The sequence below is a fragment of the Pseudocitrobacter faecalis genome, from assembly GCF_965231525.1.
Taxonomy (GTDB): domain Bacteria; phylum Pseudomonadota; class Gammaproteobacteria; order Enterobacterales; family Enterobacteriaceae; genus Pseudocitrobacter; species Pseudocitrobacter faecalis.
Genome location: NZ_CBDDNJ010000002.1, coordinates 45,581 through 70,993 on the forward strand (window position 1 = coordinate 45,581; position 25,413 = coordinate 70,993).

Genomic DNA, 25,413 nt, shown 5'->3' on the forward strand with positions numbered 1-25,413 from the left:
GGCCCTTTTTTGTGTCTGTTAGTTCGACGCCGGATACTCCTGAATCGTTACCTTCAGCGTGAGTTTTTTATCATCGCGCATCACTTCAACCGGGATTTCCGAACCTGGGCGGATTTCAGCCACCTGATCCATGGTTTCCAGCGCGGAGAGTGCCGGTTTGCCGTTCACCGACGTGATTACGTCATTTACCTGAATGCCGGCTTGCGCGGCCGGGCCGCCTGCGGTGACTTCGTTTACCACGATCCCCTGGATCTGATCCATACCGCCGCCCTGTGCATGCAGCGGGGCGATCTCACGTCCGCCGATCCCAATATATCCACGGATCACGCGGCCATCGCGGATCAGTTTATCCATGATTTTAGTTGCCAGCTGGAACGGGATGGCGAAGCTTAAGCCTTCCGGCGTTTCGCCATCGTTACTCTTATCGAACGAGAGGGTATTGATACCCATCAGTTCGCCCAGCGAGTTAATCAGCGCGCCGCCGGAGTTACCGTGGTTAATAGAGGCATCTGTTTGCAGGAAATTCTGTCGTCCGGTCGGGTTCAGGCCGATACGCCCGGTGGCGCTGATGATGCCCTGCGTAATGGTCTGCCCCAGGTTGTAAGGGTTACCTATCGCCAGCACCACATCGCCAATGTGCGGCACACGCTTCGGGTTGATGGGGATAACCGGCAGGCCCCCGGTGGCGTTAATTTTCAGCACCGCGAGGTCGGTAAGCGTATCGGAGCCAACCAGTAGCGCTTCGAATACACGGCCATCCTGCAACGCGACGATGATTTGATCGGCATCGTTAATGACATGCTTGTTGGTCACGATATACCCGCGCTCGTCCATGATCACCCCGGAGCCGAGCGTGCGGATCTCAAGCTGATTCTGCCCGGTGCTGTTCAGGCCACGGTTATAGACATTAACGACCGCAGGCGCAGCACGACGCACAGCCTGGTTATAGCTGGCGGGGGATTCATCCGAGCTGGTGAGCGTGGTGGTCGCGGTGGTCCACTTGCGTAAAGAGGGCATCGCGGCGAGCAAAATGCCACCGACAATAAAACCAATTGCGACAGAACGTAAAAGCTTTGCAAGCATGATCAGGTATCGTTGATGAATAAACGTTCGCAGCATACCACGACTTCGCTGGACATCACACGCTGCGCGATGTCCAGCGTAAGACGGTTAACGCAGTAAGAGATAAATGCTCTCTTCGCCGCGCATCACGTTCAGGGCAATCACCGACGGTTTGGTCTCCAGCACTTTGCGCATATCCGCGATGGACTGCGTGCGCTGGCGGTTAATACCGATGATGACATCATCTTTATGCAGGCCAACCTGCGCCGCTGCGCTGCCTTTTTCCACGTCGCTGATGACGATGCCTTTGGTGCCGTCTTTCAACTGACCGTCGCTCAATGACGCCCCCTGTAGCTGCGGGGCGATCATTTCCGCGCTGGCGGTCGCTGAGGTGCTTTTATCCAGTGTGACTTCGACTTCCAGCGGTTTGCCATCGCGCAGCAGCCCCAGCTTCACTTTTGAGCCGGGTTCGGTGGTAGCAATGCGTGAGCGCAGTTCAGCAAAGCTGCTCAGCGCTTTGCCATTCAGGCTAACAATCACGTCGCCTGATTTCACGCCCGCTTTCGCCGAGCCGGAGTTTGGCAAGACTTCGCTGACAAACGCCCCGCGCTGCACATTGAGGTTAAACGCTTTGGCAATATCGGCGCTCATTTCCATGCCGCGAATACCGAGAAGCCCGCGTTTGATTTCGCCAAACTGAATCAGCTGTTTCGCCAGTATTTGTGCCATATTGCTGGGGATGGCGAAGCCAATCCCGACGCTGCCGCCGCCAGGGGCGAGAATCGCGGTGTTAATGCCGATCAGCTCGCCGTTGAGGTTCAGCAATGCGCCGCCGGAGTTCCCACGGTTAATTGAGGCATCGGTCTGAATAAAGTTTTCCAGCCCTTCGAGGTTCAGCCCGCTCCGCCCTAACGCTGAAACAATTCCGGAAGTGGCGGTTTGCCCCAGCCCGAAAGGGTTGCCGACGGCGACGGCGAAATCGCCGACGCGCAGTTTATCGGAGTCGGCAATAGCGATTTGTGTGAGTTTACTGCCGCCCTGAATTTGTAGCAGGGCGATGTCGCTCTGATCGTCGCTGCCAATCAGTTTGGCATCGAACTCGCGGCCATCATTGAGCTGGATACTGATTTTTTGCGCCTGGCTGATGACGTGGTTGTTGGTTAAGACGTAGCCTTTCGCCGCATCAATGATGACACCAGACCCTAAGCCTTCGAACGGTTGCGCCGGTTCGTTGCCGCCTTCTTCACCGAAGAATTTTTTTAGCTCTTCCGGCACGCGCTGACTCGGCGTAGCGGTACCTTCCACCTGCACGCTGACTACCGCGGGCAGCACTTTTTCCAGCATCGGTGCGAGGCTTGGCAGTGCGCCCTGGCCAGGTACCTGAGTGGGAATCGACGCGCTGGCCACCTGAGGCACGGCAAAGGACAGGCCGACACTTAACGCTAACGCACTCAACAGCAAAGTTTTTTTATTCATTGGTGCTGGCTCTCATAACCTGAGGTGTAAGGACAATGCTTCCCGAAACAGACTGATGTTATTGAATTTTTATCGGGGGAACAATGTGGATATTGACTAAATATAGTCGGAGGGGGAGAGAAGTGACGGGCGCAACGCGTACGCCCGTAAAATAAAAACGTCGTCAGCGGGTTAGTCGCGTTTTGCACCGCTACGCAGCAGGCCGGAAGCACCTTCTGAGTAGTCACGCGGCATTTGTACCGGCGCCTGGTCGTTACCGGCTTCAGATTCAGCCAGACGATTGCGGAACGGATTAGACTCTGCGCTCATTTCAGGCAGCAGGCTGCTTGAGCTTTTCGCCATGTGCTGATAGAGCTGACGATAGTCGTCCGCCATGTTGTTCAGCAATTCCGCACTGCGCGCAAAATGGCTGACTAACTCTTCGCGGTACTCTTCCAGTTCGGCTTTATTTTTTTCCAGCTCGTACTGCAGGGCCTGTTGTTGACGCAATTTGCGATTACCGAAACGCATGGCCACAGCACCGATAATAATGCCGACAACGAGCCCAATTAGCGCATATTCCCAGGTCATGAACATCTCCCATTGTTTTGTGGTTCCGTAGGGTATTGGTGACCAGGCGCTCCTTGCCTGTACCAGATACTGCCACTATAACCGCTTATTCCGCAGAAGTGGAATCCTGGCGTATCATCGCGTAGTGTAGAACGGCACTTTTTTCACCAATCGTGAAGTAAGACATACCGGTTTTCAAAGGAATAACAATTAGATCATGCAAAGCCTGTCCCCCACATCGCGTTATCTTCAGGCCCTCGAAGAGGGCACCCATCAGCCTGATGATGTCCAGCGTGAGGCGGTAAATCGCCTCGATACCATCTACCAGGAACTGCTCGCTAATCGAACGCAGCCAGCCCAAAGCAGCGGTGGCCTGATGGCAAAATTCGGAAAATTTCTTGGTAAACGAGAGGCGGGTACGAGCACGCCGGTTCGCGGCTTATATATGTGGGGCGGGGTTGGTCGGGGGAAAACCTGGCTGATGGACATGTTCTATCATAGCCTGCCGGGCGAACGTAAACAGCGTCTGCACTTTCACCGCTTTATGCTGCGAGTGCATGAAGAACTGACGCAGCTTCAGGGGCATAGCGACCCGCTGGAAATCGTCGCCGAACGTTTTAAAGCGGAAACGGATGTACTCTGCTTTGACGAGTTTTTTGTCTCGGATATCACTGACGCCATGCTGCTTGGCGGCCTGATGAAAGCGCTGTTCTCGCGCGGCATTACGCTGGTTGCGACGTCGAATATCCCGCCGGACGAGCTTTACCGCAACGGCTTGCAGCGCGCGCGCTTCCTGCCGGCCATCGACGCCATTAAAGCGCACTGCGACATAATGAACGTCGACGCGGGGGTAGATTACCGTCTGCGCACGTTAACACAGGCGCATCTGTGGCTCTCGCCGCTGAACGACGAAACGCGCGTCGAGATGGATAAACTGTGGCTGGCACTGGCAGGTGCCAGGCGCGAGCATGCGCCAGAGCTTGAGATTAACCACCGGCCATTGCCAACGCTGGGTGTTGAGAATCAAACGCTGGCGGTTTCCTTTACGACGTTGTGTGTTGATGCGCGCAGCCAGCACGACTACATCGCGCTTTCGCGCCTGTTCCATACGGTAATGCTTTTTGATGTGCCCGTTATGACGTCAATGCAGGAGAGCGAAGCACGTCGTTTTATTGCGCTGGTGGATGAGTTTTATGAGCGACACGTGAAGCTGGTGGTGAGCGCGGAAGTACCGCTGTACGACATTTATCAGGGCGAACGCTTAAAGTTTGAGTTCCAGCGCTGTTTGTCGCGCTTACAGGAAATGCAGAGCGAAGAGTATTTAAAACGGCCTCATATGCCATAAATGCCCCCTTTCCCCAGTGGGAGAGGGGAGGGATTGTGCCCAGAGGTTACGTGAGTGAGGTTTTCTCCCTCTCCCTGTGGGAGAGGGCCGGGGTGAGGGCATCATGCCGCACCCCCCCTATTAAAACCTCCCCATCAAAATCACAAATAAGGGTCGATCTTTAACCCCGACTTCTCTATAATCTTGCGACCCCACGTTACAAGAAGGTTTTTTTCCCAAAACTTTCTCTGCGCCGGCATAGGCTATTCGAAGGGGTAGGTTTGCTGGACAATGTCGTGTGAACCTCAACTGACAAAACGTTTGGGTGTTCACCAACGTGTAACTTATTTATTTGGGTAAGCTTTTAATGAAAACTTTTACAGCTAAACCAGAAACCGTTCAACGTGACTGGTATGTTGTTGACGCGACCGGTAAAACTCTGGGCCGTCTGGCTACTGAACTGGCTCGTCGCCTGCGCGGTAAGCATAAAGCGGAATACACTCCGCACGTAGATACCGGTGATTACATCATCGTTCTGAACGCTGACAAAGTTGCTGTAACCGGCAACAAGCGTACTGACAAAATGTACTATCACCACACCGGCCACATCGGTGGTATCAAAGAAGCGACCTTTGAAGAGATGATTGCCCGCCGTCCTGAGCGTGTGATTGAAATCGCGGTTAAAGGCATGCTGCCAAAAGGCCCGCTGGGTCGTGCTATGTTCCGTAAACTGAAAGTTTACGCGGGTACCGAGCACAACCACGCGGCACAGCAACCGCAAGTTCTTGACATCTAATCGGGATTATAGGCAATGGCTGAAAATCAATACTACGGCACTGGTCGCCGCAAAAGTTCCGCAGCTCGCGTTTTCATCAAACCGGGCAACGGCAAAATCGTTATCAACCAACGTTCTCTGGAACAGTACTTCGGTCGTGAAACTGCTCGCATGGTAGTTCGTCAGCCGCTGGAACTGGTCGACATGGTTGAGAAACTGGATCTGTACATCACCGTTAAAGGTGGTGGTATCTCTGGTCAGGCTGGTGCGATCCGTCACGGTATCACCCGCGCTCTGATGGAGTATGATGAGTCCCTGCGTAGCGAACTGCGTAAAGCTGGCTTCGTTACCCGTGATGCTCGTCAGGTTGAACGTAAGAAAGTCGGCCTGCGTAAAGCACGTCGTCGTCCTCAGTTCTCCAAACGTTAATTGGTTTCTGCTTACGCAGACAACAATTTGCGCAAAAACCCGCTTCGGCGGGTTTTTTTATGCCTGAACAGTTACGCTACACGCGTATTTGTAGGGTGGAAAAGCTATGGCCAACGCCAATCTCACGGCTCTTTTTCCGGATTTCCAGAATCGACTCACCACAAGCCGTGCAAAATCTGGTAAACTATTCTCCAATTTTCTGCCCAAATGCGGGTGATTGTTCAATTTTTGTTTGGTTTGCAAGCAGGAATGCCACTCAACGCAGGATGGGGACACACTTCTGGCTAGCCACCGTGTGGCTGGTAGCAGTAAAAATTCTGAATATACCTGGAGGTTTTCATGGCTGTCGCTGCCAACAAACGTTCGGTAATGACGCTGTTTTCTGGTCCTACTGACATTTATAGCCATCAGGTCCGCATCGTGCTGGCTGAAAAAGGTGTCAGCTTTGAGATAGAGCACGTGGAAAAGGACAATCCACCGCAGGATCTGATTGACCTCAACCCGAATCAAAGCGTTCCGACACTGGTAGATCGCGAACTGACTCTGTGGGAATCCCGCATCATTATGGAATACCTGGATGAGCGTTTCCCGCATCCACCGCTGATGCCGGTTTACCCGGTTGCTCGCGGTGAGAGCCGTCTGTACATGCAACGTATCGAGAAAGACTGGTACACGCTGATGAACGTCGTGATGACGGGCTCTGCGGCTCAGGCTGATGCTGCGCGTAAACAGCTGCGTGAAGAGCTGCTGGCGATTGCGCCGGTCTTCACCCAGAAGCCGTACTTCCTGAGCGATGAGTTCAGTCTGGTCGACTGCTACCTGGCGCCGCTGCTGTGGCGTCTGCCGGTGATGGGCATTGAAATGGTCGGTGCGGGTGCGAAAGAGCTGAAAGGCTATATGACCCGCGTCTTCGAACGTGATTCTTTCCTTGCCTCCTTAACGGAAGCCGAGCGCGAAATGCGCCTTGGCCGGGGTTAATTGAATGGATGTGTCACAGCTTTCTCCGCGCCGCCCGTATCTGCTTCGTGCGTTTTACGAGTGGCTGCTGGACAACCAGCTTACGCCGCATTTGGTCGTTGATGTCATGCAACCAGGCGTTCAGGTGCCAATGGAGTACGCCCGTGACGGCCAGATCGTCCTGAACATCGCGCCACGCGCGGTGGGCAACCTGGAGCTGGCGAACGATGAAGTTCGCTTCAACGCCCGCTTCGGCGGCGTTCCGCGCAATGTTTCCGTGCCGCTGGCCGCCGTGCTGGCTATCTACGCACGTGAAAACGGTGCAGGCACCATGTTCGAACCGGAAACGGCCTACGACGAAGATGCGGAAGGCTACAACGACGACCTCGAAGTGGTTGAAAATGAAACGGTGATGTCGGTCATCGACGGTGATAAGCCGGATCACGATGACGACACCGATCCGGACGATACCCCGCCGCCGCGCGGTGGCCGCCCGGCGCTTCGCGTCGTGAAGTAACCCCCTAAAAACAGATCCGCACGGGTCTGTTTTTTTTCATCCACCGTCCATCCCTCTGTGCTCATTTCAGCCTCACATTTTGTGATATGATGAAAATTCAGTGAAATTTCCTCATCTTTCCAGGTTAAACGGTACCTATGAGCGCATTTGACTCTAACTCAGAAGACACCATCGGCAACAGCCTGCGCCGCCGCCCGCTGGCGCGTAAAAAACTGTCTGAGATGGTGGAAGAAGAGCTGGAACAGATGATCCGCCGTCGTGAGTTTGGCGAGGGGGAACAGTTACCGTCTGAGCGCGAACTGATGGCATTCTTCAACGTTGGTCGCCCCTCGGTGCGGGAAGCGCTGGCTGCGCTGAAACGCAAAGGGCTGGTGCAGATTAACAACGGTGAGCGCGCGCGCGTATCGCGCCCGTCGGCGGACACCATCATTGGCGAGCTCTCCGGTATGGCGAAAGATTTCCTCTCGCACCCTGGCGGTATTGCACACTTCGAACAACTTCGCCTGTTCTTTGAATCAAGCCTGGTGCGCTATGCCGCCGAACACGCCACCGATGAGCAAATTGCGCTGCTGGTGAAAGCGCTGGAGATCAACAGCCAGGCGCTGGATGATAATGCGCAGTTTATCCGCTCGGACGTCGACTTCCATCGCGTGCTGGCGGAAATTCCCGGCAACCCTATCTTTATGGCTATTCATGTCGCGCTTCTCGACTGGCTGATTGCCGCCCGCCCGAAAGTCGCGGATCAGGAACTCCACGAGCACAACAGCGTGAGCTATCAACAGCATATCGCCATTGTTGACGCCATCCGCGCCCACGATCCGGATGAAGCAGATCGTGCTTTGCAAACCCACCTCAACAGCGTCTCTGCCACCTGGCACGCCTTCGGCAAAGCTAAAAAATCCCGTAAGTGATCCCATCCCGGCGATCGATTTAGTGAAGTCGATCGCACAATAAGCTTTCCGTATTACGCTGCTGCAAAAGCGATCTGGTATAACAGGTATAAAGGTACATAGTTAATCCGATTAAACATCACTACGAGGTATGTATGGCTAGCAACTTACGGGGCGTAATGCCCGCGCTTCTCACCCCTTTCGACGCCCAGCAAAAGATTGATAAAGAGAGCCTGCGTCGCCTGGTGCGCTTCAATATTGAGCAGGGCATTGACGGTGTCTACGTGGGGGGATCGACCGGAGAAGCGTTTATTCAGAGCCTGGCCGAGCGTGAAGAGGTGCTTGAAATTGTGGCGGAAGAGGGGAAAGGCAAAATCACCCTGATTGCTCATGTCGGCTGCGTTAGCACGGCGGAAAGCCAGCAACTGGCGGCTGCGGCAAAACGGTATGGTTTCGATGCGGTATCTGCAGTGACGCCGTTCTACTACCCGTTTAGTTTTGAAGAACACTGCGATCACTATCGCGCAATTATCGACTCGGCTGATGGATTACCGATGGTGGTCTACAACATTCCGGCGCTGAGTGGTGTAAAACTGACGCTGGATCAAATCAACACGCTGGTGACGTTACCGGGCGTCGGCGCGCTGAAACAAACCTCAGGCGATCTATATCAGATGGAACAGATCCGCCGCGCGCATCCGGATCTGGTGCTTTACAACGGTTACGACGAGATCTTTGCCTCTGGCCTGCTGGCGGGAGCAGACGGTGGGATCGGCAGCACCTACAACATCATGGGCTGGCGCTACATGGGGATCGCGCAGGCGTTAAAAGAGGGCGACATCGCAAAGGCACAGCAGTTGCAGCGCGAATGCAACAAGGTCATTGACCTGCTGATCAAAGTGGGTGTCTTCCGCGGGCTGAAAACGGTTCTGCATTACATGGATGTGGTCGCTGTACCGCTGTGCCGCAAACCGTTCGCCCCGGTGGACGAGAAATACCTGCCGGAGCTGAAATCGCTGGCGCAGAAGCTGATGCAGGAGCGGGGCTGAGTTTTTGGCCGCTCCCCTCACCCTAACCCTCTCCCTCAAGGGAGAGGGGACGGTATGTACCCAGCTTTAAGAACTGCGCAGGTTTTCTCCCTCCCCCTGAGGGAGAGGGCCGGGGTGAGGCGGGAACCGTATCCATCCAAACACATTCATACCAAAGCGCGTGGGCATAAGCCCACCGCGGGAGACTCACCATGAGTACAACAACCCAGAATATCCCGTGGTATCGCCATCTCAATCGGGCACAATGGCGGGCTTTTTCCGCCGCCTGGTTGGGGTATTTGCTTGATGGTTTTGATTTTGTCTTAATCGCCCTGGTGTTAACCGAAGTGCAGGGTGAATTCGGTTTAACCACCGTACAGGCGGCAAGTTTGATTTCCGCCGCCTTTATCTCACGTTGGTTCGGTGGTCTGATGCTGGGCGCAATGGGTGACCGCTATGGCCGCCGCCTGGCGATGGTCACCAGCATTATTCTTTTCTCGGCGGGCACGCTCGCCTGCGGCTTTGCTCCGGGCTACACCTCGCTGTTTATCGCCCGTCTGGTGATCGGCATGGGGATGGCGGGGGAATACGGTTCCAGCGCGACCTATGTGATTGAAAGCTGGCCGAAACAGCTACGCAATAAAGCCAGCGGCTTCCTGATTTCTGGCTTCTCTGTCGGTGCCGTCGTTGCCGCACAAGTCTACAGCCTGGTGGTACCCGTCTGGGGCTGGCGCGCGCTGTTTTTCATCGGCATCGTACCGATTGTCTTTGCGCTCTGGCTGCGTAAAAACATCCCGGAAGCGGAAGACTGGAAAGCGAAACACGAAGGCAAAGCCCCGGTACGCACGATGGTCGATATCCTCTATCGCGGCCAGTACCGGGTCATGAATATCATCATGACCTGTGTTGCAGGGGCGTCGCTGTGGTACTGCTTTGCGGGTGAAGCGCGTATTGCCGGGCTGGTGGCGCTGCTGGGTCTTGTCTGCGCCATTATCTTTATCAGCTTTATGGTGCAAAGCAGCGGTAAACGCTGGCCGACTGGTGTCATGCTGATGGTGGTTGTGCTGTTTGCGTTCCTCTACTCCTGGCCGATTCAGGCACTGCTGCCGACCTATCTGAAAACCGAGCTGGCCTATGATCCGCATACGGTGGCGAACGTCCTGTTCTTCAGTGGATTTGGCGCGGCGGTAGGCTGCTGCGTGGGCGGGTTCCTCGGTGACTGGTTGGGTACCCGTAAAGCGTACGTCTGTAGCCTGCTGGCTTCGCAGTTGCTGATCATTCCAGTATTTGCGATTGGCGGCTCCAGCGTGTGGGTGCTCGGTTTTCTGCTCTTTTTCCAGCAAATGCTGGGGCAGGGGATCTCCGGGATCTTACCGAAACTGATTGGTGGGTATTTCGAAACAGATCAACGTGCGGCGGGGCTCGGCTTTACTTACAACGTCGGGGCGTTAGGCGGCGCGCTGGCACCGATCCTCGGGGCGTTGATCGCCCAACGGCTGGATTTGGGTACTGCGCTGGGCTCACTCTCCTTCAGCCTGACGTTTGTGGTGATCCTGTTGATCGGTCTTGATATGCCCACGCGCGTTCAGCGTTGGATCCGCCCGGAAGCGCTACGTACACACGATGCCATCGACGGAAAACCGTTCAGCGGTGCCGTACCGTTTGGCGCGAATAAAAGCGGGTTAGTAAAAAGTAAAAGTTAACCAGGGAGCCCGGCGCATGCCGGGCGTTTTACCGAGGATATGATGATGTCTTTACTTGAACAGTTGAATAACAGTATTGCGCAATTCGGCGGACTGATTGTCTCCTGCCAGCCTGTACCCAATAGCCCGCTCGATAAACCCGACATCGTTGCCGCGATGGCGCTGGCGGCGGAGCAGGCGGGGGCCGTCGCGTTGCGTATTGAAGGTGTGGCGAATGTACGTGCCACCCGTCCGCTCGTGTCGATCCCGATTATCGGCATTCTCAAACGCGATCTGGATAATTCCCCGGTGCGTATTACCCCGTTCCCTGAAGACGTCGATGCGCTGGCGCAGGCTGGAGCTAACATTATCGCCGTGGATGGTACCGACCGTGTGCGCCCGGCGAGTGTCGAGGCACTGTTGGCGCAGATTCACCAGCACGGTTTGCTGGCGATGGCCGACTGCTCAACATTTGAAGACGGCATGGCCTGTCAGCAATGGGGGGCAGATATTATCGGCAGCACGCTTTCGGGTTACACGACGCCTGAAACGCCAGAAGAACCTGACTTTGCGCTGGTAAAAACATTAAGTGACGCCGGTTGCCGGGTGATAGCTGAAGGGCGCTACAACACGCCTGCACAGGCGGCAGAAGCGATGCGTCACGGCGCGTGGGCGGTCACGGTCGGCTCCGCGATTACGCGGCTGGAACACATCTGCCAGTGGTATAACACGGCGTTAAAAAAGGCGGTGCTATGACCACGCTGGCAATTGATATTGGTGGCACCAAGCTGGCCGCCGCGCTGGTTGATGACGCGCTGAACCTGCTTGAACGTCGCGAACTCCCCACTCCCGCCAGCAAAACGCCCGATGCGCTACGGGCAGCGTTGCAGGCGCTGGTGGAACCCCTTTTCCACCGTGCCACGCGGGTTGCCATCGCCTCAACCGGTATTATTCGGGATGGCGTACTGCTGGCGATTAACCCGCTTAATCTGGGCGGCTTGCTGAATTTCCCGCTCACGAAAACGCTGGAATCGATAACCGGGTTGCCGACGCTGGCGGTGAATGATGCGCAGGCGGCGGCATGGGCGGAATATCATGCCCTGCATGGCGATTATCATGACATGGTTTTCCTCACCGTTTCCACGGGGGTGGGAGGCGGGGTGATCAGCAACGGCAAACTGATCGCCGGAACGGGCGGTCTGGCCGGGCATCTGGGTCATACGCTGGCCGATCCTAACGGGCCGATGTGCGGCTGTGGTCGTCGGGGCTGCGTAGAAGCCATTGCTTCAGGGCGTGGGATTGCGGCTGCGGCAGAAGGTGAACTCGCAGGATGCGATGCCAAAGCAATTTTCACTCGCGCGGGACAGGGCGATAAGCAGGCGCTACAGCTCATTCACCGCTCGGCACAGACACTGGCGAGATTAATCGCTGATGTAAAAGCCACAACCGATTGCCAGTGTGTGGTCATTGGCGGCAGCGTTGGGCTAGCGGAAGGGTATCTGGCGCAGGTGGAGGACTGTCTGGCACAGGCGCCTGCCGTTTATCAAGTTACCTTACAATCCGCGCACTATCGGCATGACGCGGGACTACTGGGGGCCGCGCTGCTGGCCCAGGGAGAAAAAAATGGTAACAGGTGAAATTCAGTCGCTGGACTCTGCGGGGTTACACCCCGTTTTGGTTGAGGCGTTAGCATTGGCGTTAACTGCCCGCCCGCAAGAGAAATCGCCAGGGCGTTATGAGCTGCGCGGTGATGACATCTTTATGAATGTGATGGCATTCCCCACACAGCCAGCCACAAGCAAAAAAGCGGAGCTGCATGTGCAGTATGTGGATATCCAGCTTTTGCTGAGTGGAGAAGAACGGATTTTGTTCGGTGTGGCAGGGGCGGCACGGCAGTGTGAAGAGGTACATGCTGATGAGGACTACCAACTTTGTTCTGCTATTGAGGATGAGCAAACGGTGACCTTAAAACCGGGAATGTTCGCCGTGTTTATGCCGGGGGAACCACATAAGCCGGGGTGTGTCGTCGCTTTATCGCAAGAAATCAAAAAAGCGGTGGTCAAAGTCCGCGCCAGCCTGCTCGCGCGTTAAAAAAAGCCGGATGGCGCTGGCGCTTATCCGGCCTAAAAGTTTTCTGTAATGTATTGAATCTGGAGTGTTTTGTAGGCCGGATAAGGCGGTTACGCCGCATCCGGCAAAAACAAAGTGCACTTTTTCAGCTATCTGATTTGGCAGACTCTGTCTGCCAAATTTCCTGTTGCCGCCTCCCTTCCAGGCAGGCGGCGCTGAGGCAGGATTTACACTTCCAACCAGTTCATGATCCCGTCAGCCGCTTTACGGCCTTCGGCGATGGCGGTCACCACCAGATCTGAACCACGCACGATGTCGCCACCGGCGAAGATTTTCGGGTTACTGGTCTGGAAGGCGTTCTCGTTGCCTTCCGGGGCGATGATACGGCCCTGAGAATCCAGTTCGACGCTGTGTTTTGCCAGCCATTCCATGCTGTGTGGGCGGAAACCAAACGCCATTACTACAGCATCTGCCGGAACCACGTGCTCGGAGCCCGGGACGATTTCGGCACGACGGCGACCTTTATCATCCGGTTGGCCCATTTCGGTACGCGCCATTTTCACGCCGCTCACCTTGCCGTTAGCATTCACTTCAATGCCCAGCGGCTGCACGTTGAACTGGAACTCTACGCCTTCTTCACGCGCGTTTTTCACTTCGCGGCGTGAGCCTGGCATGTTCTCTTCATCACGACGATAAGCGCAGGTAACATGCGTTGCGCCCTGACGTACGGAGGTACGTACGCAGTCCATCGCGGTATCACCACCGCCAAGCACCACCACGCGTTTACCTTCCATGTTGATGTAAGGCTCATCTTTATTCTCACCAAAGCCCATGATCTGACGGGTATTGGCAATCAGGAACGGCAGCGCATCAAACACGCCAGAAGCGTCTTCGTTCTCCAGGCCGCCACGCATCGACTGATACGTGCCGACGCCGAGGAACACCGCGTCGTAGTCGCTCAGCAGGGTCTCAAGCTGGACGTCACGGCCTACTTCGGTATTCAGTTTGAACTCAATGCCCATACCGGTGAAGATTTCGCGGCGACGGGTCATCACCTCTTTTTCAAGCTTAAAAGCCGGAATACCAAAGGTCAGCAGGCCGCCGATCTCCGGATGACGGTCGAACACAACCGCTTTGACACCGTTGCGCGTTAGCACATCAGCACACGCCAGGCCCGCCGGGCCCGCGCCGATAATCGCGACTTTCTTGCCAGTCTGCTTCACGCCGGTCAGGTCAGGGCGCCAGCCCATTTCGAACGCTTTATCGTTGATATAGCGCTCAATGTTGCCGATGGTGACCGCGCCGAACTCGTCGTTCAGAGTACAGGAACCTTCGCACAGACGATCCTGCGGGCAAACGCGCCCACACACTTCCGGCAGAGTGTTGGTTTGATGCGACAGTTCTGCCGCTTCAAAAATACGCCCCTCGTTGGCAAGCTTCAGCCAGTTCGGGATGTAGTTATGTACCGGGCATTTCCATTCGCAGTACGGGTTGCCGCAGGAGAGGCAGCGATCTGCCTGCGCCTTGGCCTGCCCTTCTGAAAATGGCTCGTAAATTTCAACAAACTCAATCTTGCGGATCTTTAACGCTTTCTTAGCGGGATCAACGCGTTGCAGGTCGATAAATTGATAAACGTTCTGACTCATGATGACCCCTTACTGCGCCTGCACACGCAGCTCTGCTGCGCTACGACTACGGTGACCCAACAGTGCTTTGACATCGCTGGACTTCGGCTTAACCAGTGCAAACTTCGCGGAGAACGCCGGCCAGTTCGCCAGGATCTCTTCACCGCGCTGTGAACCGGTCAACTGGACATGTTCGGTAATCAGCCCGCGCAGGTGCTCTTCATGGATTGCCAGAGAGTCAACGTCCAGCACCTCCACCAATTCCGGGTTAACGCGTTTGCGGAAATCGCCGCTTTCATCCAGAACGTAGGCGAAGCCGCCGGTCATACCTGCACCAAAGTTAACGCCGGTTTTACCCAGAATGCAGACGATGCCGCCGGTCATGTATTCACAACCGTTGTCGCCAATGCCTTCTACGACGGTGATAGCCCCGGAGTTACGCACCGCAAAACGTTCACCCGCGCGCCCAGCAGCGTACAGACGACCGCCGGTCGCGCCGTACAGGCAGGTGTTACCGATAATGCTCGCTTCGTGGCTACGGAAGGCGGAACCCACCGGAGGACGAATCGCAATCAGACCGCCCGCCATGCCTTTACCGACATAGTCGTTGGCATCGCCGGTCAGGTACAGCTCTACGCCGCCCGCGTTCCAGACGCCGAAGCTCTGGCCTGCGGTGCCGCTGAAGTGCGCTTTAATCGGATCGGCCGCCAGACCCTGGTCGCCGTGCGTTTGCGCGATATAGCCGGAGAGCGACGCGCCCACGGAGCGATCGGTATTGCGAATATCGAACCAGAAAGTTTTGCTTTGGCGCTCATCGACAAACGGTTTCGCCTGTTGCAGCAGTTGCGCGTTCAGCACACCGTTATCGAACGGCGGGTTATTCTCAGTGCAGTAGAGCGCCTTGCCAGGATGTGGCTCGGCGGTCTCCAGCAGTCGAGACAACTCCAGCTTCTGCTGTTTGGCGGTGAAACCGTCCAGCTCTTTAAGCAGGTCGGTGCGGCCAATCAGATCCACCAGACGTGTCACGCCAAGCTGCGCCATCAGCTCGCGGGTTTCACGGGCGATAAATTCAAAGTAGTTGGTCACTTTGAACGGCAGGCCGTGATAGTGGTTCTTGCGCAGTTTGTCATCCTGAGTTGCAACACCCGTTGCGCAGTTGTTCAGGTGGCAAATTCGCAGGTATTTACAACCGAGCGCCACCATCGGGCCGGTACCGAAGCCGAAGCTTTCCGCGCCGAGAATCGCCGCTTTGATGATATCGACGCCGGTTTTCAGGCCACCATCGACCTGCAAACGAATTTTATGACGTAAGCCGTTGGCAACCAGTGCCTGCTGAGTTTCCACCAGACCGAGTTCCCACGGGCAGCCAGCATATTTCACCGACGACAGCGGGCTTGCACCCGTACCACCGTCATAACCGGCGATAGTGATCAGGTCTGCATAGGCTTTTGCCACACCCGTAGCGATGGTGCCGACGCCCGGTTCGGAAACCAGCTTCACGGAGATCATCGCTTTCGGGTTGACCTGTTTCAGGTCGAAAATCAGCTGTGCTAAATCCTCGATAGAGTAGATATCGTGGTGCGGCGGTGGCGAGATTAACGTCACGCCCGGCACTGAATAGCGCAGTTTGGCGATGTATGGAGTGACTTTATCGCCCGGTAACTGACCGCCTTCGCCCGGCTTCGCGCCCTGAGCGACTTTAATCTGAATGACGTCGGCATTGACCAGGTACGCCGGCGTGACGCCGAAGCGGCCGGAAGCCACCTGCTTGATGCGCGACACTTTATTCGTGCCGTAACGCGCCGGGTCTTCACCACCTTCACCGGAGTTTGAGTTGCCGCCGATGCTGTTCATCGCCTCCGCCAGCGCCTCGTGCGCTTCCGGGCTTAATGCACCGATAGACATCGCCGCGGTATCGAAGCGTTTGAACAACTCAGTTGCCGGTTCGACCTCATCAATACTGACGGCGTCGCTACCCGGCGTGATAGCCAGCAGATCGCGCAGCGTTGCCGCCGGACGCTCGTTGACCAGCTTCGCGTATTCCTGATAGTCGCTGTATTCGCCGCTTTGAACCGCTTGTTGCAGCGTGCGCACCACGTCCGGGTTATAGGCGTGATATTCACCGCCGTGAACGTACTTCAGCAGGCCGCCCTGGCTAATCGGTTTACGTGCCAGCCAGGCGCGTTTCGACAGGTTCAGCAGGTCCTGCTGGAAGTCTTCAAAGTTTGCGCCGCCAATGCGGCTGACCACGCCCTGGAAGCACAGCGCAACCACATCGTCGTGCAGCCCGACCGCTTCAAACAGTTTTGAACAGCGGTAAGAGGCAATGGTCGAGATGCCCATTTTGGACATGATTTTGTACAGACCTTTGTTGATGCCGTTACGGTAGTTCAGCATCACGGTGCGGTACGCTTTATCGATCGCTTTGGTATCGACCAGTTTCGCCAGCGTTTCGTAGGCGAGGTACGGATAGATAGCCGTCGCGCCGAAGCCCAGCAGCACGGCGAAGTGGTGCGGGTCGCGGGCGCTGGCGGTTTCCACGATGATGTTGGCATCGCAGCGCAGGCTTTTCTCCACCAGGCGCGCCTGAACCGCGCCGACCGCCATCGGAGCCGGAACCGGCAGACGATTTTTGGCAATGTTGCGGTCAGAAAGCACCAGCAGGACGGTACCGTTACGCACCATCTCTTCAGCTTTATCGCACAGCGCTTTTACTGTTGCCTCAAGCGAGGTTTCAGTCGCGTCATAAGTAATATCGAGCGTGTCTGCGCGATAGTGCTCATCTTCAATCGTGGTGAGCTGTTTAAAATCAGAGAACAGCAGGATCGGCGATTTGAAGCTCAGGCGGTGAGCCTGGCCTTCCGCTTCGCAGAAGACGTTCATTTCGCGGCCAATGCTGGTTGCCAGCGACATGACGTGCGCTTCACGCAGCGGGTCGATTGGCGGGTTGGTTACCTGCGCAAACTGCTGACGGAAGTAGTCATAAATAATACGCGGCTGGCTGGAAAGGACGGCAAACGGGGTATCATCGCCCATTGAACCGACTGCTTCCTGGCCGTTTTCGCCCAGCACGCGAATAACCGAATCCAGCTCTTCCGCGCTGTAGTTAAACTGTTTCTGGTAGCTGGCGAGGGCGTCATCGTCCATCTCGCGGCTGCCGACCTCTTCGTCCGGCAGAACTTCAAATGGCACCAGACGGCGGACGTTTTTCTCCATCCACTCTTTGTACGGATGGCGGCTTTTCAGGTCGTTATCGGTTTCTGCTGAGTGCAGAATGCGGCCACTGCGGGTGTCGATCACCATCAGCTCACCGGGCCCAACGCGGCCTTTTTCCATCACTTCGTCGGGCTGATAATCCCAGATCCCGACTTCGGAGGCGCAGGTGATGAGCTTGTCTTTGGTAATGACGTAGCGCGCCGGGCGCAGGCCGTTACGGTCAAGGTTACAGGCCGCGTAGCGACCATCGGACATCACGATGCCCGCCGGGCCATCCCACGGCTCCATGTGCATGGAGTTAAAATCGAAGAACGCGCGCAGTTCCGGATCCATATCCGGGTTGTTCTGCCAGGCTGGCGGAACCAGAAGACGCATCGCACGCACGATATCCATCCCGCCTGCCAGCAGCAGTTCGAGCATGTTATCCATCGAACTGGAGTCAGAGCCGGTTTCGTTAACAAATGGCGCAGCGTCGTGCAGGTCAGGGATCAGCGGCGTCTGGAATTTATAGGTACGCGCGCGCGCCCACTGACGGTTACCGGTGATGGTGTTGATTTCACCGTTGTGCGCCAGATAGCGGAACGGCTGTGCCAGCGGCCAGCGCGGCACGGTGTTGGTGGAGAAGCGCTGGTGGAACAGGCAGATGGCCGATTCCAGACGCAGGTCTGCAAGGTCCAGGTAGAAGCGCGGCAAATCTGCCGGCATACACAGACCTTTATAGATGTTCACCAGGTTCGACAGGCTACAAACGTAGAAATCTTTGTCTTCCACCAGGCGTTGTTCGATGCGGCGACGGGCGATGAACAGACGGCGTTCCATATCGCGCGGGCGCCAGCCTGCCGGGGCATTAACAAAAATTTGCTCAATACGGGGCAGCGAGGAGAGGGCGATTTCACCGAGCACGCCTTCGTTGGTCGGCACATCGCGCCAGCCAACAATCGAAAGCGTTTCACGTTGCAGTTCTTCTTCAACGATGCGGCGCGATGCGGCGGCTTTGTCTGGATCCTGATTGAGGAACAGCATGCCGACGGCGTAGTTTTTGGCTAAACGCCAGCCGCGCTCTTGCGCCACAATGCGGAAGAAACGATCCGGTTTTTGCAGCAGCAGGCCGCAACCGTCACCGGTTTTACCATCGGCGAGGATTGCCCCACGGTGCTGCATGCGGGCCAGTGCGTGTATAGCGGTACGCACTACCTTGTGGCTAGGTTCGCCTTCTATGTGGGCGATCAGGCCGAAACCACAGTTATCCCTCTCAAGGGATTTATCGTACAACATATCAGTGAACCTCCCCAGGCTCTACGTGACTCACTCCGACACCGATTGCGCACGGGCGCAGAAAGAGCATGGCGACGGGATTGGGTCGTTCAATGACCCATCTCGCATTCGCCCTCTTTTGCCTTTTCGCGCAGGTCAAACAAGTTTGAGGACTTGCTTCAGAGGGAATCTCAATTACTGCATAAATATGATGAGCTGAGTGCTCATCCAGAAAGCTTCCAGCGGATTTCCAACTTATCGGGAATCCGTAGACAGGTCAAATGGCAAACTTATTTATCTAAAAATGTGCTATAGAAGACTTAAAGGAATGAAATTTATGAATTTTATCCATTTTTTACATTGTATTAACCACGAAACGGGTGCGGATGGAGTGTGATCTGACTCACTATCTGGAAGCGCTGTGATAAACGGCCTGTGCTGAATTTACCGCTTAAAGTAGCACATAACACTGGCAATGGTTGTGCGGGTATAGGATCACTCTGTTTTTCTTCGAGAGGCGGATTAAAGCAAAATAAGCGGCGTATATAAGCAAAAGTAATCGGTTTGGCGATGAATGAAATTGCATTTATTTTGAGTGGTTATGCAATAAGGTAAAGGTCTACCGGGCGATTGATCCAGGTCATCGCCGATCGAGACTAAAAATGGCAGGCTTGGCCCCTTTCTACAGGCCGGTCTATCAGATTATGCAGTTACAAAAATTAGTCAATATGTTTGGTGGGGATCTTGCACGTCGCTATGGCGAAAAGGTTCATAAATTGACGCTGCATGGTGGGTTTAGCTGCCCGAATCGTGATGGCACGATTGGCCGGGGCGGCTGTACATTTTGCAATGTCGCCTCTTTTGCCGACGAAGCACAGCAGTACCGCTCGATTGCTGAGCAGCTTGAACATCAGGCCAGCCTGGTAAATCGCGCCAAACGCTATCTTGCCTATTTTCAGGCCTATACCAGTACCTTTGCTGAAGTACAGGTGCTGCGTTCTATGTATCAACAAGCCGTTAGTCAGGCCAATATTGTCGGCCTGTGCGTGGGGACGCGCCCGGACTGTGTACCGGAAGCGGTGCTCGATTTGCTCACCGAATATAAAGAACAGGGTTATGAAGTGTGGCTGGAGCTGGGACTACAAACCGCGCACGATAAAACGCTGCATCGTATCAACCGGGGGCACGATTTTGCCTGCTATCAGAACACGACGCGACGGGCACGCGAACGCGGGCTGAAGGTGTGCTCCCACCTGATCGTCGGCTTGCCGGGCGAAGGGCAAAGTGAATGTCTGCAAACACTGGAACGCGTGGTAAAGACCGGCGTGGACGGCATTAAGCTGCATCCGCTGCATATCGTGAAGGGCAGCATTATGGCGAAAGCCTGGGAAGCGGGGCGTTTAAGCGGTATTGAGCTGGACGATTACACCGTGACGGCCGGTGAGATGATTCGCCATACGCCACCCGAGGTGATTTACCACCGCATTTCTGCCAGCGCACGTCGCCCAACGTTGCTCGCGCCGCTGTGGTGTGAAAACCGCTGGACCGGGATGGTGGAGCTGGATAAGTATTTGAATGAACATGGTGCGCAGGGATCGGCGCTGGGGCGAGGGTGGTGCAACCCCTCACCCTAACCCTCTCCCACGGGGAGAGGGGACCGATCGCATGCGTGTGAATGTTCTGCGCTGGTTTTCTCCCTCTCCCTGAGGGAGAGGGCCGGGGTGAGGGGAGAACAAAGACCGCACAACCCAGCATTTTTTACACAACCTTCAACGCATTGCTCAGAATTGGGTATTATTGAGCGACGATGACGTGAAGGAACCCCCTATGAAGCAAATCCGTTTACTGGCGCAGTATTACGTCGACCTGATGATGAAGCTGGGTCTGGTGCGCTTTTCAATGCTATTAGCCCTTGCGCTGGTGGTGCTGGCCATTGTGGTACAGATGGCCGTGACCATGGTGCTGCACGGCCAGGTCGAAAGCATTGATGTGATCCGCTCTATCTTCTTTGGTCTGTTGATTACGCCGTGGGCGGTCTACTTTTTATCGGTGGTGGTCGAGCAACTGGAAGAGTCTCGCCAGCGCTTATCGAAGCTGGTGGAGAAGCTCGAAGAGATGCGCGAGCGCGATCTCAAACTTAACGTTCAACTTAAAGACAACATCGCGCAGCTCAATCAGGAAATTAGCGACCGCGAAAAGGCGGAGGCCGAGCGTGAAACCACACTTGAGCAGCTGAAGGTCGAGATGAAAGAGCGTGAAGAGACGCAAATCCGCCTTGAGCAACAATCCTCTTTCCTGCGCTCGTTCCTGGATGCCTCACCCGATCTGGTCTTCTATCGCAATGAAGATAAAGAGTTTTCTGGCTGTAACCGGGCGATGGAGCTGTTAACCGGGAAAAGTGAAAAGCAGCTTATAAACCTGCACCCGGAAGACGTTTACTCGCCGGAAGCTGCGGCGAAGGTGCTGGAAACCGATGAGAAAGTTTTCCGTCATAACGTCTCGCTCACCTATGAACAGTGGCTGGATTACCCGGATGGCCGCAAAGCCTGCTTTGAAATTCGTAAAGTGCCTTATTACGATCGCGTCGGTAAGCGCCATGGCCTGATGGGCTTTGGCCGCGATATTACCGAGCGTAAGCGCTATCAGGACGCCCTGGAGCGCGCCAGCCGCGATAAGACCACCTTTATCTCCACCATCAGCCACGAGCTGCGTACGCCGCTTAACGGCATCGTCGGCCTCAGCCGCATTCTGCTTGATACCGACCTGACCGCCGAGCAGGAAAAATACCTGAAAACGATCCATGTATCAGCGGTGACATTGGGGAATATCTTCAACGATATTATCGATATGGATAAAATGGAGCGGCGTAAAGTTCAACTGGATAACCAGACCATCGACTTTACCGGTTTCCTCTCTGATTTAGAAAATCTTTCCGGCTTGCAGGCGCAACAGAAAGGGCTGCGCTTCGTCATGGAACCGAGTTTGCCGCTGCCGCATAAAGTGATCACTGACGGCACGCGTCTGCGTCAGATTCTGTGGAATCTCATCAGTAACGCGGTGAAATTTACCCAGCAAGGTAAGGTTGAAGTACGCGTTCGTTACGACGAAGGCGATATGCTGCACTTTGAAGTGGCCGACTCCGGTATCGGTATTCCGCAGGAAGAGCAGGATAAAATCTTCGCCATGTACTATCAGGTGAAAGACAGCCAGGGCGGTAAGCCGGCTACCGGCACCGGGATTGGCCTGGCCGTCTCGCGTCGTTTGGCGCGCGATATGGGCGGCGATATTGAAGTCTCCAGTCATCCAGGCCAGGGCTCGACCTTTATTCTGACCGTCCACGCGCCAGCGGTTGCCGACGAAGTTGAAGATACGCTCGACGACGACGATATGCCGCTGCCTGCGCTTAACGTTCTGCTGGTGGAAGATATTGAACTGAACGTGATTGTTGCTCGCTCGGTGCTGGAAAAACTGGGCAACAGCGTTGATGTGGCGATGACCGGAAAGGCCGCGCTGGAGATGTTTACGCCAGGCGAATACGACCTGGTACTGCTGGATATTCAACTGCCGGATATGACCGGGCTGGATATCTCTCGCGAATTAAAACAGAAATTTGCCGCTGACGACCTGCCGCCGCTGGTGGCATTGACGGCTAACGTGCTGAAAGATAAAAAAGAGTATCTGGAAGCGGGAATGGATGATGTGCTGAGCAAGCCGTTATCAGTACCGGCCCTGACCGCGATGATCAAAAAATTCTGGGACACCGCCGACGACGAGGAGAGTACCGCAATGCCAACTGAGCAGGGTAAATCACAGCAGTTACTGGATATTCCGATGCTCGAGCAGTACATCGAACTGGTGGGGCCGAAGCTGATTACCGACGGTCTGGCTGTGTTCGAGAAGATGATGCCGGGATATCTGGCGGTGCTGGAATCGAATCTGACCGCACGCGATCAGAAAGGAATTGTCGAGGAAGGGCACAAAATTAAGGGCGCGGCGGGTTCCGTGGGCCTGCGTCATCTGCAACAGTTGGGGCAGCAGATCCAGTCGCCAGATTTACCGGCCTGGTGGGATAACGTCGGTGAATGGGTTGAAGAGATGAAAACCGAGTGGCAGCACGATGTCGCGGTGCTTAAATCCTGGGTGGCGAACGCCGAAAAAAAATGACCCCGGCTAAACCGGGGTGCGCGAACACTGCGCCAACACCAGGGAAATCGTGGCTGCGCCATAAGATGTAATAGGAATTTAGTAAGACACAACCTGATGAATACGATTGCACGCAGATTAAGATAGCAAAACTTGAAACATTTGTTACATAAATCAGCAAAATATGTGAAGCATAGCGAGTTAATCAGAAAGAGTAATAATCTTCAGTCAGTTACAGCGAGGGATAAGCATCATGAAAAAAATTGGCGTTATTTTGAGCGGCTGCGGTGTCTATGACGGGTCTGAAATTCACGAAGCCACCATTACGCTGCTGGCCATTGCCCGTAGTGGCGCACAGGCCGTGTGCTTCGCGCCGGATAAACGTCAGTTCGATGTTGTCGATCATCTCTCGGGAGAAGCGATGGGCGAAAGCCGTAATGTGCTGATCGAGTCTGCGCGCATTGCGCGCGGCGATGTGCGTCCGCTCGCCAGCGCGCAGGCGGAAGAGCTGGATGCGCTGATTGTGCCTGGCGGTTTTGGCGCGGCGAAAAACCTTTCTAACTTTGCCACTCAGGGGGCAGCGTGCGAGGTTGACGCAAATCTGAAAGCGCTGGCGCAGGCTATGCATCAGGCGGGCAAACCGCTCGGCTTTATGTGTATCGCCCCGGCGATGTTACCGAAGATTTTTGATTTCCCGCTGCGCATTACCATCGGTACAGATATCGATACGGCGGAAGTGTTGGAAGAGATGGGCGCGGAACACGTGCCGTGTCCGGTGGATGATATCGTTGTTGATGAAGACAATAAGGTGGTCACCACCCCGGCTTATATGCTGGCGCAGAACATCGCCGAAGCCGCCGAAGGCATTGAAAAACTGGTGGCGCGCGTACTGGTTCTGGCTGAATGAGCAAACGTGTTTCACCGCTGGCGTGGATAAAACGCATTGTCTGGCGCGTTGCGCTGTTGCTGGTACTGTTCTGGGGTGGCGGCATCGCGCTGTTCAGCTTTGTGCCGGTGCCCTTTTCTGCGGTGATGGTCGAGCGCCAGCTCAGCGCCTGGTTGAGCGGCGATTTTCATTATGTGGCGCACTCCGACTGGGTCAGCATGGATGAGATTTCGCCATGGATGGGGCTGGCGGTGATCGCCGCCGAAGATCAGAAATTCCCGGAGCACTGGGGGTTTGATGTTCAGGCGATCGAAAAGGCGCTTTCGCATAACGAACGCAACGAAAACCGCATTCGTGGCGCATCGACGTTGTCGCAGCAGACGACGAAAAACCTGCTGCTGTGGGATGGCCGTAGCTGGTTGCGTAAAGGGCTGGAAGCGGGGTTGACGGTGGGCGTTGAAACCGTCTGGAGTAAGAAACGCATCCTGACCGTTTACCTGAATATCGCTGAATTTGGTGAGGGCACCTTTGGTGTCGAAGCCGCTGCTCAACGCTATTTCCATAAACCCGCCAGCAGGCTGACCATGTCGGAAGCGGCGTTGTTAGCCGCCGTACTACCGAACCCGATTCGCTTTAAAGCGGATGCCCCTTCAGGCTATGTGCGTAGCCGTCAGGCGTGGATTATGCGCCAGATGCGTCAGCTCGGCGGCGAATCCTTTATGACCCGCCACCAACTGCATTAAGCTTTGCGAGAAGAGAGCTCCAGCGTGCTGCGCTCTTCGCGCGGCTTGCTGTTGTTCAGTGCGGCTGCCAGTACTGGCTGGGCAATAAAACGTTCCCACAAACGCTCCTGCTTACGACGACAGAACCATTTTGACCAGGTGGCCAGTGGAATAAAGGTCGATTCGCCGATGTTGTCGCAGATAACGGGCACCACTTCTGATTCGCTGATGCGATGGCACAGAATATTGGCTGGTTTCAGCGTCATGGTCACAATGTGATTTTCGGTGATGTACTTCTTCAACGCACGCAGGATCTGACGCAGCACCACGAGATCTTCTTCGTAGCGACACTCCGCAGCGAACTGTTTTAAGGTGATCGACGGCTTGCCGTCAAAGTCGCTGATCACGTCATAAACGTAACCTGTCCCGCAGTCGGTCTCAACGGTACCGTAATAGCGAGGAATACCGCTCCAGTCTTTCAGATAGCGATTGAGATGCGCGTAGTAGCCCAACTCGCGTTTAATCTCTTTATCGCCGCCATCGTCGTTGTTGTAAACGATTTTAATGCAGCGTTGGGCATCATCCGGATGCGCGTAACATTTACGATGTCTTCCGGTGCCCAGGGGGGTGTGATTCGATAAATGTAACATGACGCGCTCCTGGAATTATTTACTGACAATTAACCAGTATCGACACCAAACTTAAATGAAAGATAAACGAACCATCTTAAGGTTTTCCTAAGGTTAATCCTGGACTAAAAAGCGCACAAATTGTACAGGGACAATAAAAAAAACGCCGATTGGCGTTT

Annotated in this window: 21 protein-coding genes; 15 read left to right on the plus strand and 6 right to left on the minus strand. The window is 55.2% G+C overall.

All coding sequences use genetic code 11. From position 1 onward, the window contains the following. Positions 1 to 18: 18 nt before the first annotated feature. The 3 genes from degS to zapG all read right to left on the minus strand — a co-directional run bounded on the left by degS (position 19) and on the right by zapG (position 3,108). The gene (degS, locus tag ACOXYR_RS00835; protein ID WP_015962800.1) at positions 19 to 1,083 is read right to left on the minus strand and encodes an outer membrane-stress sensor serine endopeptidase DegS; all 1,065 of its coding nucleotides are present in this window, start codon (positions 1,081 to 1,083) and stop codon (positions 19 to 21) included. Between the two features lie 87 nt (positions 1,084 to 1,170). Continuing rightward, positions 1,171 to 2,538, minus strand: coding sequence for a serine endoprotease DegQ (gene degQ / locus ACOXYR_RS00840; protein WP_113858888.1), 1,368 nt, complete (start codon positions 2,536 to 2,538; stop codon positions 1,171 to 1,173). A gap of 171 nt (positions 2,539 to 2,709) precedes the next feature. Further along, positions 2,710 to 3,108: a Z-ring associated protein ZapG gene (gene zapG / locus ACOXYR_RS00845; RefSeq protein ID WP_015962802.1), complete on the minus strand. Its 399-nt coding sequence runs from the start codon at positions 3,106 to 3,108 to the stop codon at positions 2,710 to 2,712. A 196-nt stretch (positions 3,109 to 3,304) separates the two neighbouring features. On the opposite strand from zapG, the gene zapE reads away from it, so the two are divergent. The 11 genes from zapE (at position 3,305) to nanQ (ending at position 12,780) form a co-directional block, all read left to right on the plus strand. Beyond that, complete coding sequence (zapE, locus tag ACOXYR_RS00850) at positions 3,305 to 4,432, plus strand: cell division protein ZapE (RefSeq protein WP_189624230.1); 1,128 nt, start codon at positions 3,305 to 3,307, stop codon at positions 4,430 to 4,432. 346 nt (positions 4,433 to 4,778) lie between these two features. Next, entirely contained in the window at positions 4,779 to 5,207 is a 429-nt protein-coding gene (gene rplM / locus ACOXYR_RS00855; RefSeq protein WP_015962804.1) for a 50S ribosomal protein L13, read from the plus strand. Between the two features lie 15 nt (positions 5,208 to 5,222). Next, on the plus strand, positions 5,223 to 5,615 hold the full coding sequence (gene rpsI / locus ACOXYR_RS00860; RefSeq protein ID WP_000829818.1) for a 30S ribosomal protein S9: 393 nt from the start codon (positions 5,223 to 5,225) through the stop codon (positions 5,613 to 5,615). Between the two features lie 339 nt (positions 5,616 to 5,954). Next, positions 5,955 to 6,593 carry a stringent starvation protein SspA gene (sspA, locus tag ACOXYR_RS00865; protein ID WP_108474938.1) on the plus strand — a complete coding sequence of 213 codons (639 nt, stop codon included), beginning with the start codon at positions 5,955 to 5,957 and terminating at the stop codon, positions 6,591 to 6,593. Positions 6,594 to 6,597: 4 nt separating this feature from the next. Then, complete coding sequence (gene sspB / locus ACOXYR_RS00870) at positions 6,598 to 7,089, plus strand: ClpXP protease specificity-enhancing factor (RefSeq protein WP_015962806.1); 492 nt, start codon at positions 6,598 to 6,600, stop codon at positions 7,087 to 7,089. Between the two features lie 137 nt (positions 7,090 to 7,226). Further along, positions 7,227 to 8,000 carry a transcriptional regulator NanR gene (gene nanR / locus ACOXYR_RS00875; protein ID WP_108474939.1) on the plus strand — a complete coding sequence of 258 codons (774 nt, stop codon included), beginning with the start codon at positions 7,227 to 7,229 and terminating at the stop codon, positions 7,998 to 8,000. A gap of 134 nt (positions 8,001 to 8,134) precedes the next feature. Further along, the gene (gene nanA / locus ACOXYR_RS00880) at positions 8,135 to 9,028 is read left to right on the plus strand and encodes an N-acetylneuraminate lyase (RefSeq protein WP_421355434.1); all 894 of its coding nucleotides are present in this window, start codon (positions 8,135 to 8,137) and stop codon (positions 9,026 to 9,028) included. Between the two features lie 191 nt (positions 9,029 to 9,219). After that, positions 9,220 to 10,710 carry an MFS transporter gene (locus ACOXYR_RS00885; RefSeq protein WP_108474941.1) on the plus strand — a complete coding sequence of 497 codons (1,491 nt, stop codon included), beginning with the start codon at positions 9,220 to 9,222 and terminating at the stop codon, positions 10,708 to 10,710. Positions 10,711 to 10,755: 45 nt separating this feature from the next. Next, on the plus strand, positions 10,756 to 11,445 hold the full coding sequence (locus ACOXYR_RS00890) for an N-acetylmannosamine-6-phosphate 2-epimerase (protein ID WP_421355444.1): 690 nt from the start codon (positions 10,756 to 10,758) through the stop codon (positions 11,443 to 11,445). Next, on the plus strand, positions 11,442 to 12,326 hold the full coding sequence (gene nanK / locus ACOXYR_RS00895; RefSeq protein WP_421355433.1) for an N-acetylmannosamine kinase: 885 nt from the start codon (positions 11,442 to 11,444) through the stop codon (positions 12,324 to 12,326). Before ACOXYR_RS00890 ends, nanK begins: the two co-directional genes overlap by 4 nt. Further along, positions 12,313 to 12,780 (plus strand): N-acetylneuraminate anomerase, encoded by a 468-nt coding sequence (gene nanQ, locus ACOXYR_RS00900; protein ID WP_421355432.1) that lies wholly within the window; start codon positions 12,313 to 12,315, stop codon positions 12,778 to 12,780. Before nanK ends, nanQ begins: the two co-directional genes overlap by 14 nt. A 206-nt stretch (positions 12,781 to 12,986) precedes the next feature. Here nanQ and gltD read toward each other — a convergent pair whose 3' ends face one another. Beyond that, positions 12,987 to 14,405 (minus strand): glutamate synthase subunit GltD, encoded by a 1,419-nt coding sequence (gltD, locus tag ACOXYR_RS00905; protein WP_189624225.1) that lies wholly within the window; start codon positions 14,403 to 14,405, stop codon positions 12,987 to 12,989. A gap of 9 nt (positions 14,406 to 14,414) precedes the next feature. Next, positions 14,415 to 18,875, minus strand: a complete 4,461-nt coding sequence (gene gltB, locus ACOXYR_RS00910) for a glutamate synthase large subunit (protein WP_421355431.1) — start codon at positions 18,873 to 18,875, stop codon at positions 14,415 to 14,417. Positions 18,876 to 19,558: 683 nt separating this feature from the next. Here gltB and mnmL point away from each other — a divergent pair. From mnmL to mtgA, 4 genes are all read left to right on the plus strand, one after another. After that, complete coding sequence (gene mnmL, locus ACOXYR_RS00915) at positions 19,559 to 20,488, plus strand: tRNA modification radical SAM protein MnmL/YtqA (protein WP_407732831.1); 930 nt, start codon at positions 19,559 to 19,561, stop codon at positions 20,486 to 20,488. 193 nt (positions 20,489 to 20,681) lie between these two features. Next, on the plus strand, positions 20,682 to 23,018 hold the full coding sequence (gene arcB, locus ACOXYR_RS00920) for an aerobic respiration two-component sensor histidine kinase ArcB (RefSeq protein WP_108474948.1): 2,337 nt from the start codon (positions 20,682 to 20,684) through the stop codon (positions 23,016 to 23,018). 232 nt (positions 23,019 to 23,250) lie between these two features. Then, positions 23,251 to 23,904 carry an isoprenoid biosynthesis glyoxalase ElbB gene (gene elbB, locus ACOXYR_RS00925; RefSeq protein WP_015962817.1) on the plus strand — a complete coding sequence of 218 codons (654 nt, stop codon included), beginning with the start codon at positions 23,251 to 23,253 and terminating at the stop codon, positions 23,902 to 23,904. Continuing rightward, a complete protein-coding gene (gene mtgA, locus ACOXYR_RS00930) occupies positions 23,901 to 24,626 on the plus strand; it encodes a monofunctional biosynthetic peptidoglycan transglycosylase (protein ID WP_421355430.1) in 726 nt (241 codons plus the stop codon). Before elbB ends, mtgA begins: the two co-directional genes overlap by 4 nt. On the opposite strand, the gene yrbL is transcribed toward mtgA, so the two are convergent. Further along, positions 24,623 to 25,255 (minus strand): PhoP regulatory network protein YrbL, encoded by a 633-nt coding sequence (yrbL, locus tag ACOXYR_RS00935; RefSeq protein ID WP_113858899.1) that lies wholly within the window; start codon positions 25,253 to 25,255, stop codon positions 24,623 to 24,625. The genes mtgA and yrbL overlap by 4 nt on opposite strands. Between the last annotated feature and the right edge of the window lie 158 nt (positions 25,256 to 25,413).

What these genes read in the sequence shown, in the direction of transcription:
- degS (WP_015962800.1), bottom strand. Translation starts at nt 1,083, where the DNA reads ATGCTTGCAAAGCTTTTACGTTCTGTCGCAATTGGTTTTATTGTCGGT.
- degQ (WP_113858888.1), bottom strand. Translation starts at nt 2,538, where the DNA reads ATGAATAAAAAAACTTTGCTGTTGAGTGCGTTAGCGTTAAGTGTCGGC.
- zapG (WP_015962802.1), bottom strand. Translation starts at nt 3,108, where the DNA reads ATGACCTGGGAATATGCGCTAATTGGGCTCGTTGTCGGCATTATTATC.
- zapE (WP_189624230.1), top strand. Translation starts at nt 3,305, where the DNA reads ATGCAAAGCCTGTCCCCCACATCGCGTTATCTTCAGGCCCTCGAAGAG.
- rplM (WP_015962804.1), top strand. Translation starts at nt 4,779, where the DNA reads ATGAAAACTTTTACAGCTAAACCAGAAACCGTTCAACGTGACTGGTAT.
- rpsI (WP_000829818.1), top strand. Translation starts at nt 5,223, where the DNA reads ATGGCTGAAAATCAATACTACGGCACTGGTCGCCGCAAAAGTTCCGCA.
- sspA (WP_108474938.1), top strand. Translation starts at nt 5,955, where the DNA reads ATGGCTGTCGCTGCCAACAAACGTTCGGTAATGACGCTGTTTTCTGGT.
- sspB (WP_015962806.1), top strand. Translation starts at nt 6,598, where the DNA reads ATGGATGTGTCACAGCTTTCTCCGCGCCGCCCGTATCTGCTTCGTGCG.
- nanR (WP_108474939.1), top strand. Translation starts at nt 7,227, where the DNA reads ATGAGCGCATTTGACTCTAACTCAGAAGACACCATCGGCAACAGCCTG.
- nanA (WP_421355434.1), top strand. Translation starts at nt 8,135, where the DNA reads ATGGCTAGCAACTTACGGGGCGTAATGCCCGCGCTTCTCACCCCTTTC.
- ACOXYR_RS00885 (WP_108474941.1), top strand. Translation starts at nt 9,220, where the DNA reads ATGAGTACAACAACCCAGAATATCCCGTGGTATCGCCATCTCAATCGG.
- ACOXYR_RS00890 (WP_421355444.1), top strand. Translation starts at nt 10,756, where the DNA reads ATGTCTTTACTTGAACAGTTGAATAACAGTATTGCGCAATTCGGCGGA.
- nanK (WP_421355433.1), top strand. Translation starts at nt 11,442, where the DNA reads ATGACCACGCTGGCAATTGATATTGGTGGCACCAAGCTGGCCGCCGCG.
- nanQ (WP_421355432.1), top strand. Translation starts at nt 12,313, where the DNA reads ATGGTAACAGGTGAAATTCAGTCGCTGGACTCTGCGGGGTTACACCCC.
- gltD (WP_189624225.1), bottom strand. Translation starts at nt 14,405, where the DNA reads ATGAGTCAGAACGTTTATCAATTTATCGACCTGCAACGCGTTGATCCC.
- gltB (WP_421355431.1), bottom strand. Translation starts at nt 18,875, where the DNA reads ATGTTGTACGATAAATCCCTTGAGAGGGATAACTGTGGTTTCGGCCTG.
- mnmL (WP_407732831.1), top strand. Translation starts at nt 19,559, where the DNA reads ATGCAGTTACAAAAATTAGTCAATATGTTTGGTGGGGATCTTGCACGT.
- arcB (WP_108474948.1), top strand. Translation starts at nt 20,682, where the DNA reads ATGAAGCAAATCCGTTTACTGGCGCAGTATTACGTCGACCTGATGATG.
- elbB (WP_015962817.1), top strand. Translation starts at nt 23,251, where the DNA reads ATGAAAAAAATTGGCGTTATTTTGAGCGGCTGCGGTGTCTATGACGGG.
- mtgA (WP_421355430.1), top strand. Translation starts at nt 23,901, where the DNA reads ATGAGCAAACGTGTTTCACCGCTGGCGTGGATAAAACGCATTGTCTGG.
- yrbL (WP_113858899.1), bottom strand. Translation starts at nt 25,255, where the DNA reads ATGTTACATTTATCGAATCACACCCCCCTGGGCACCGGAAGACATCGT.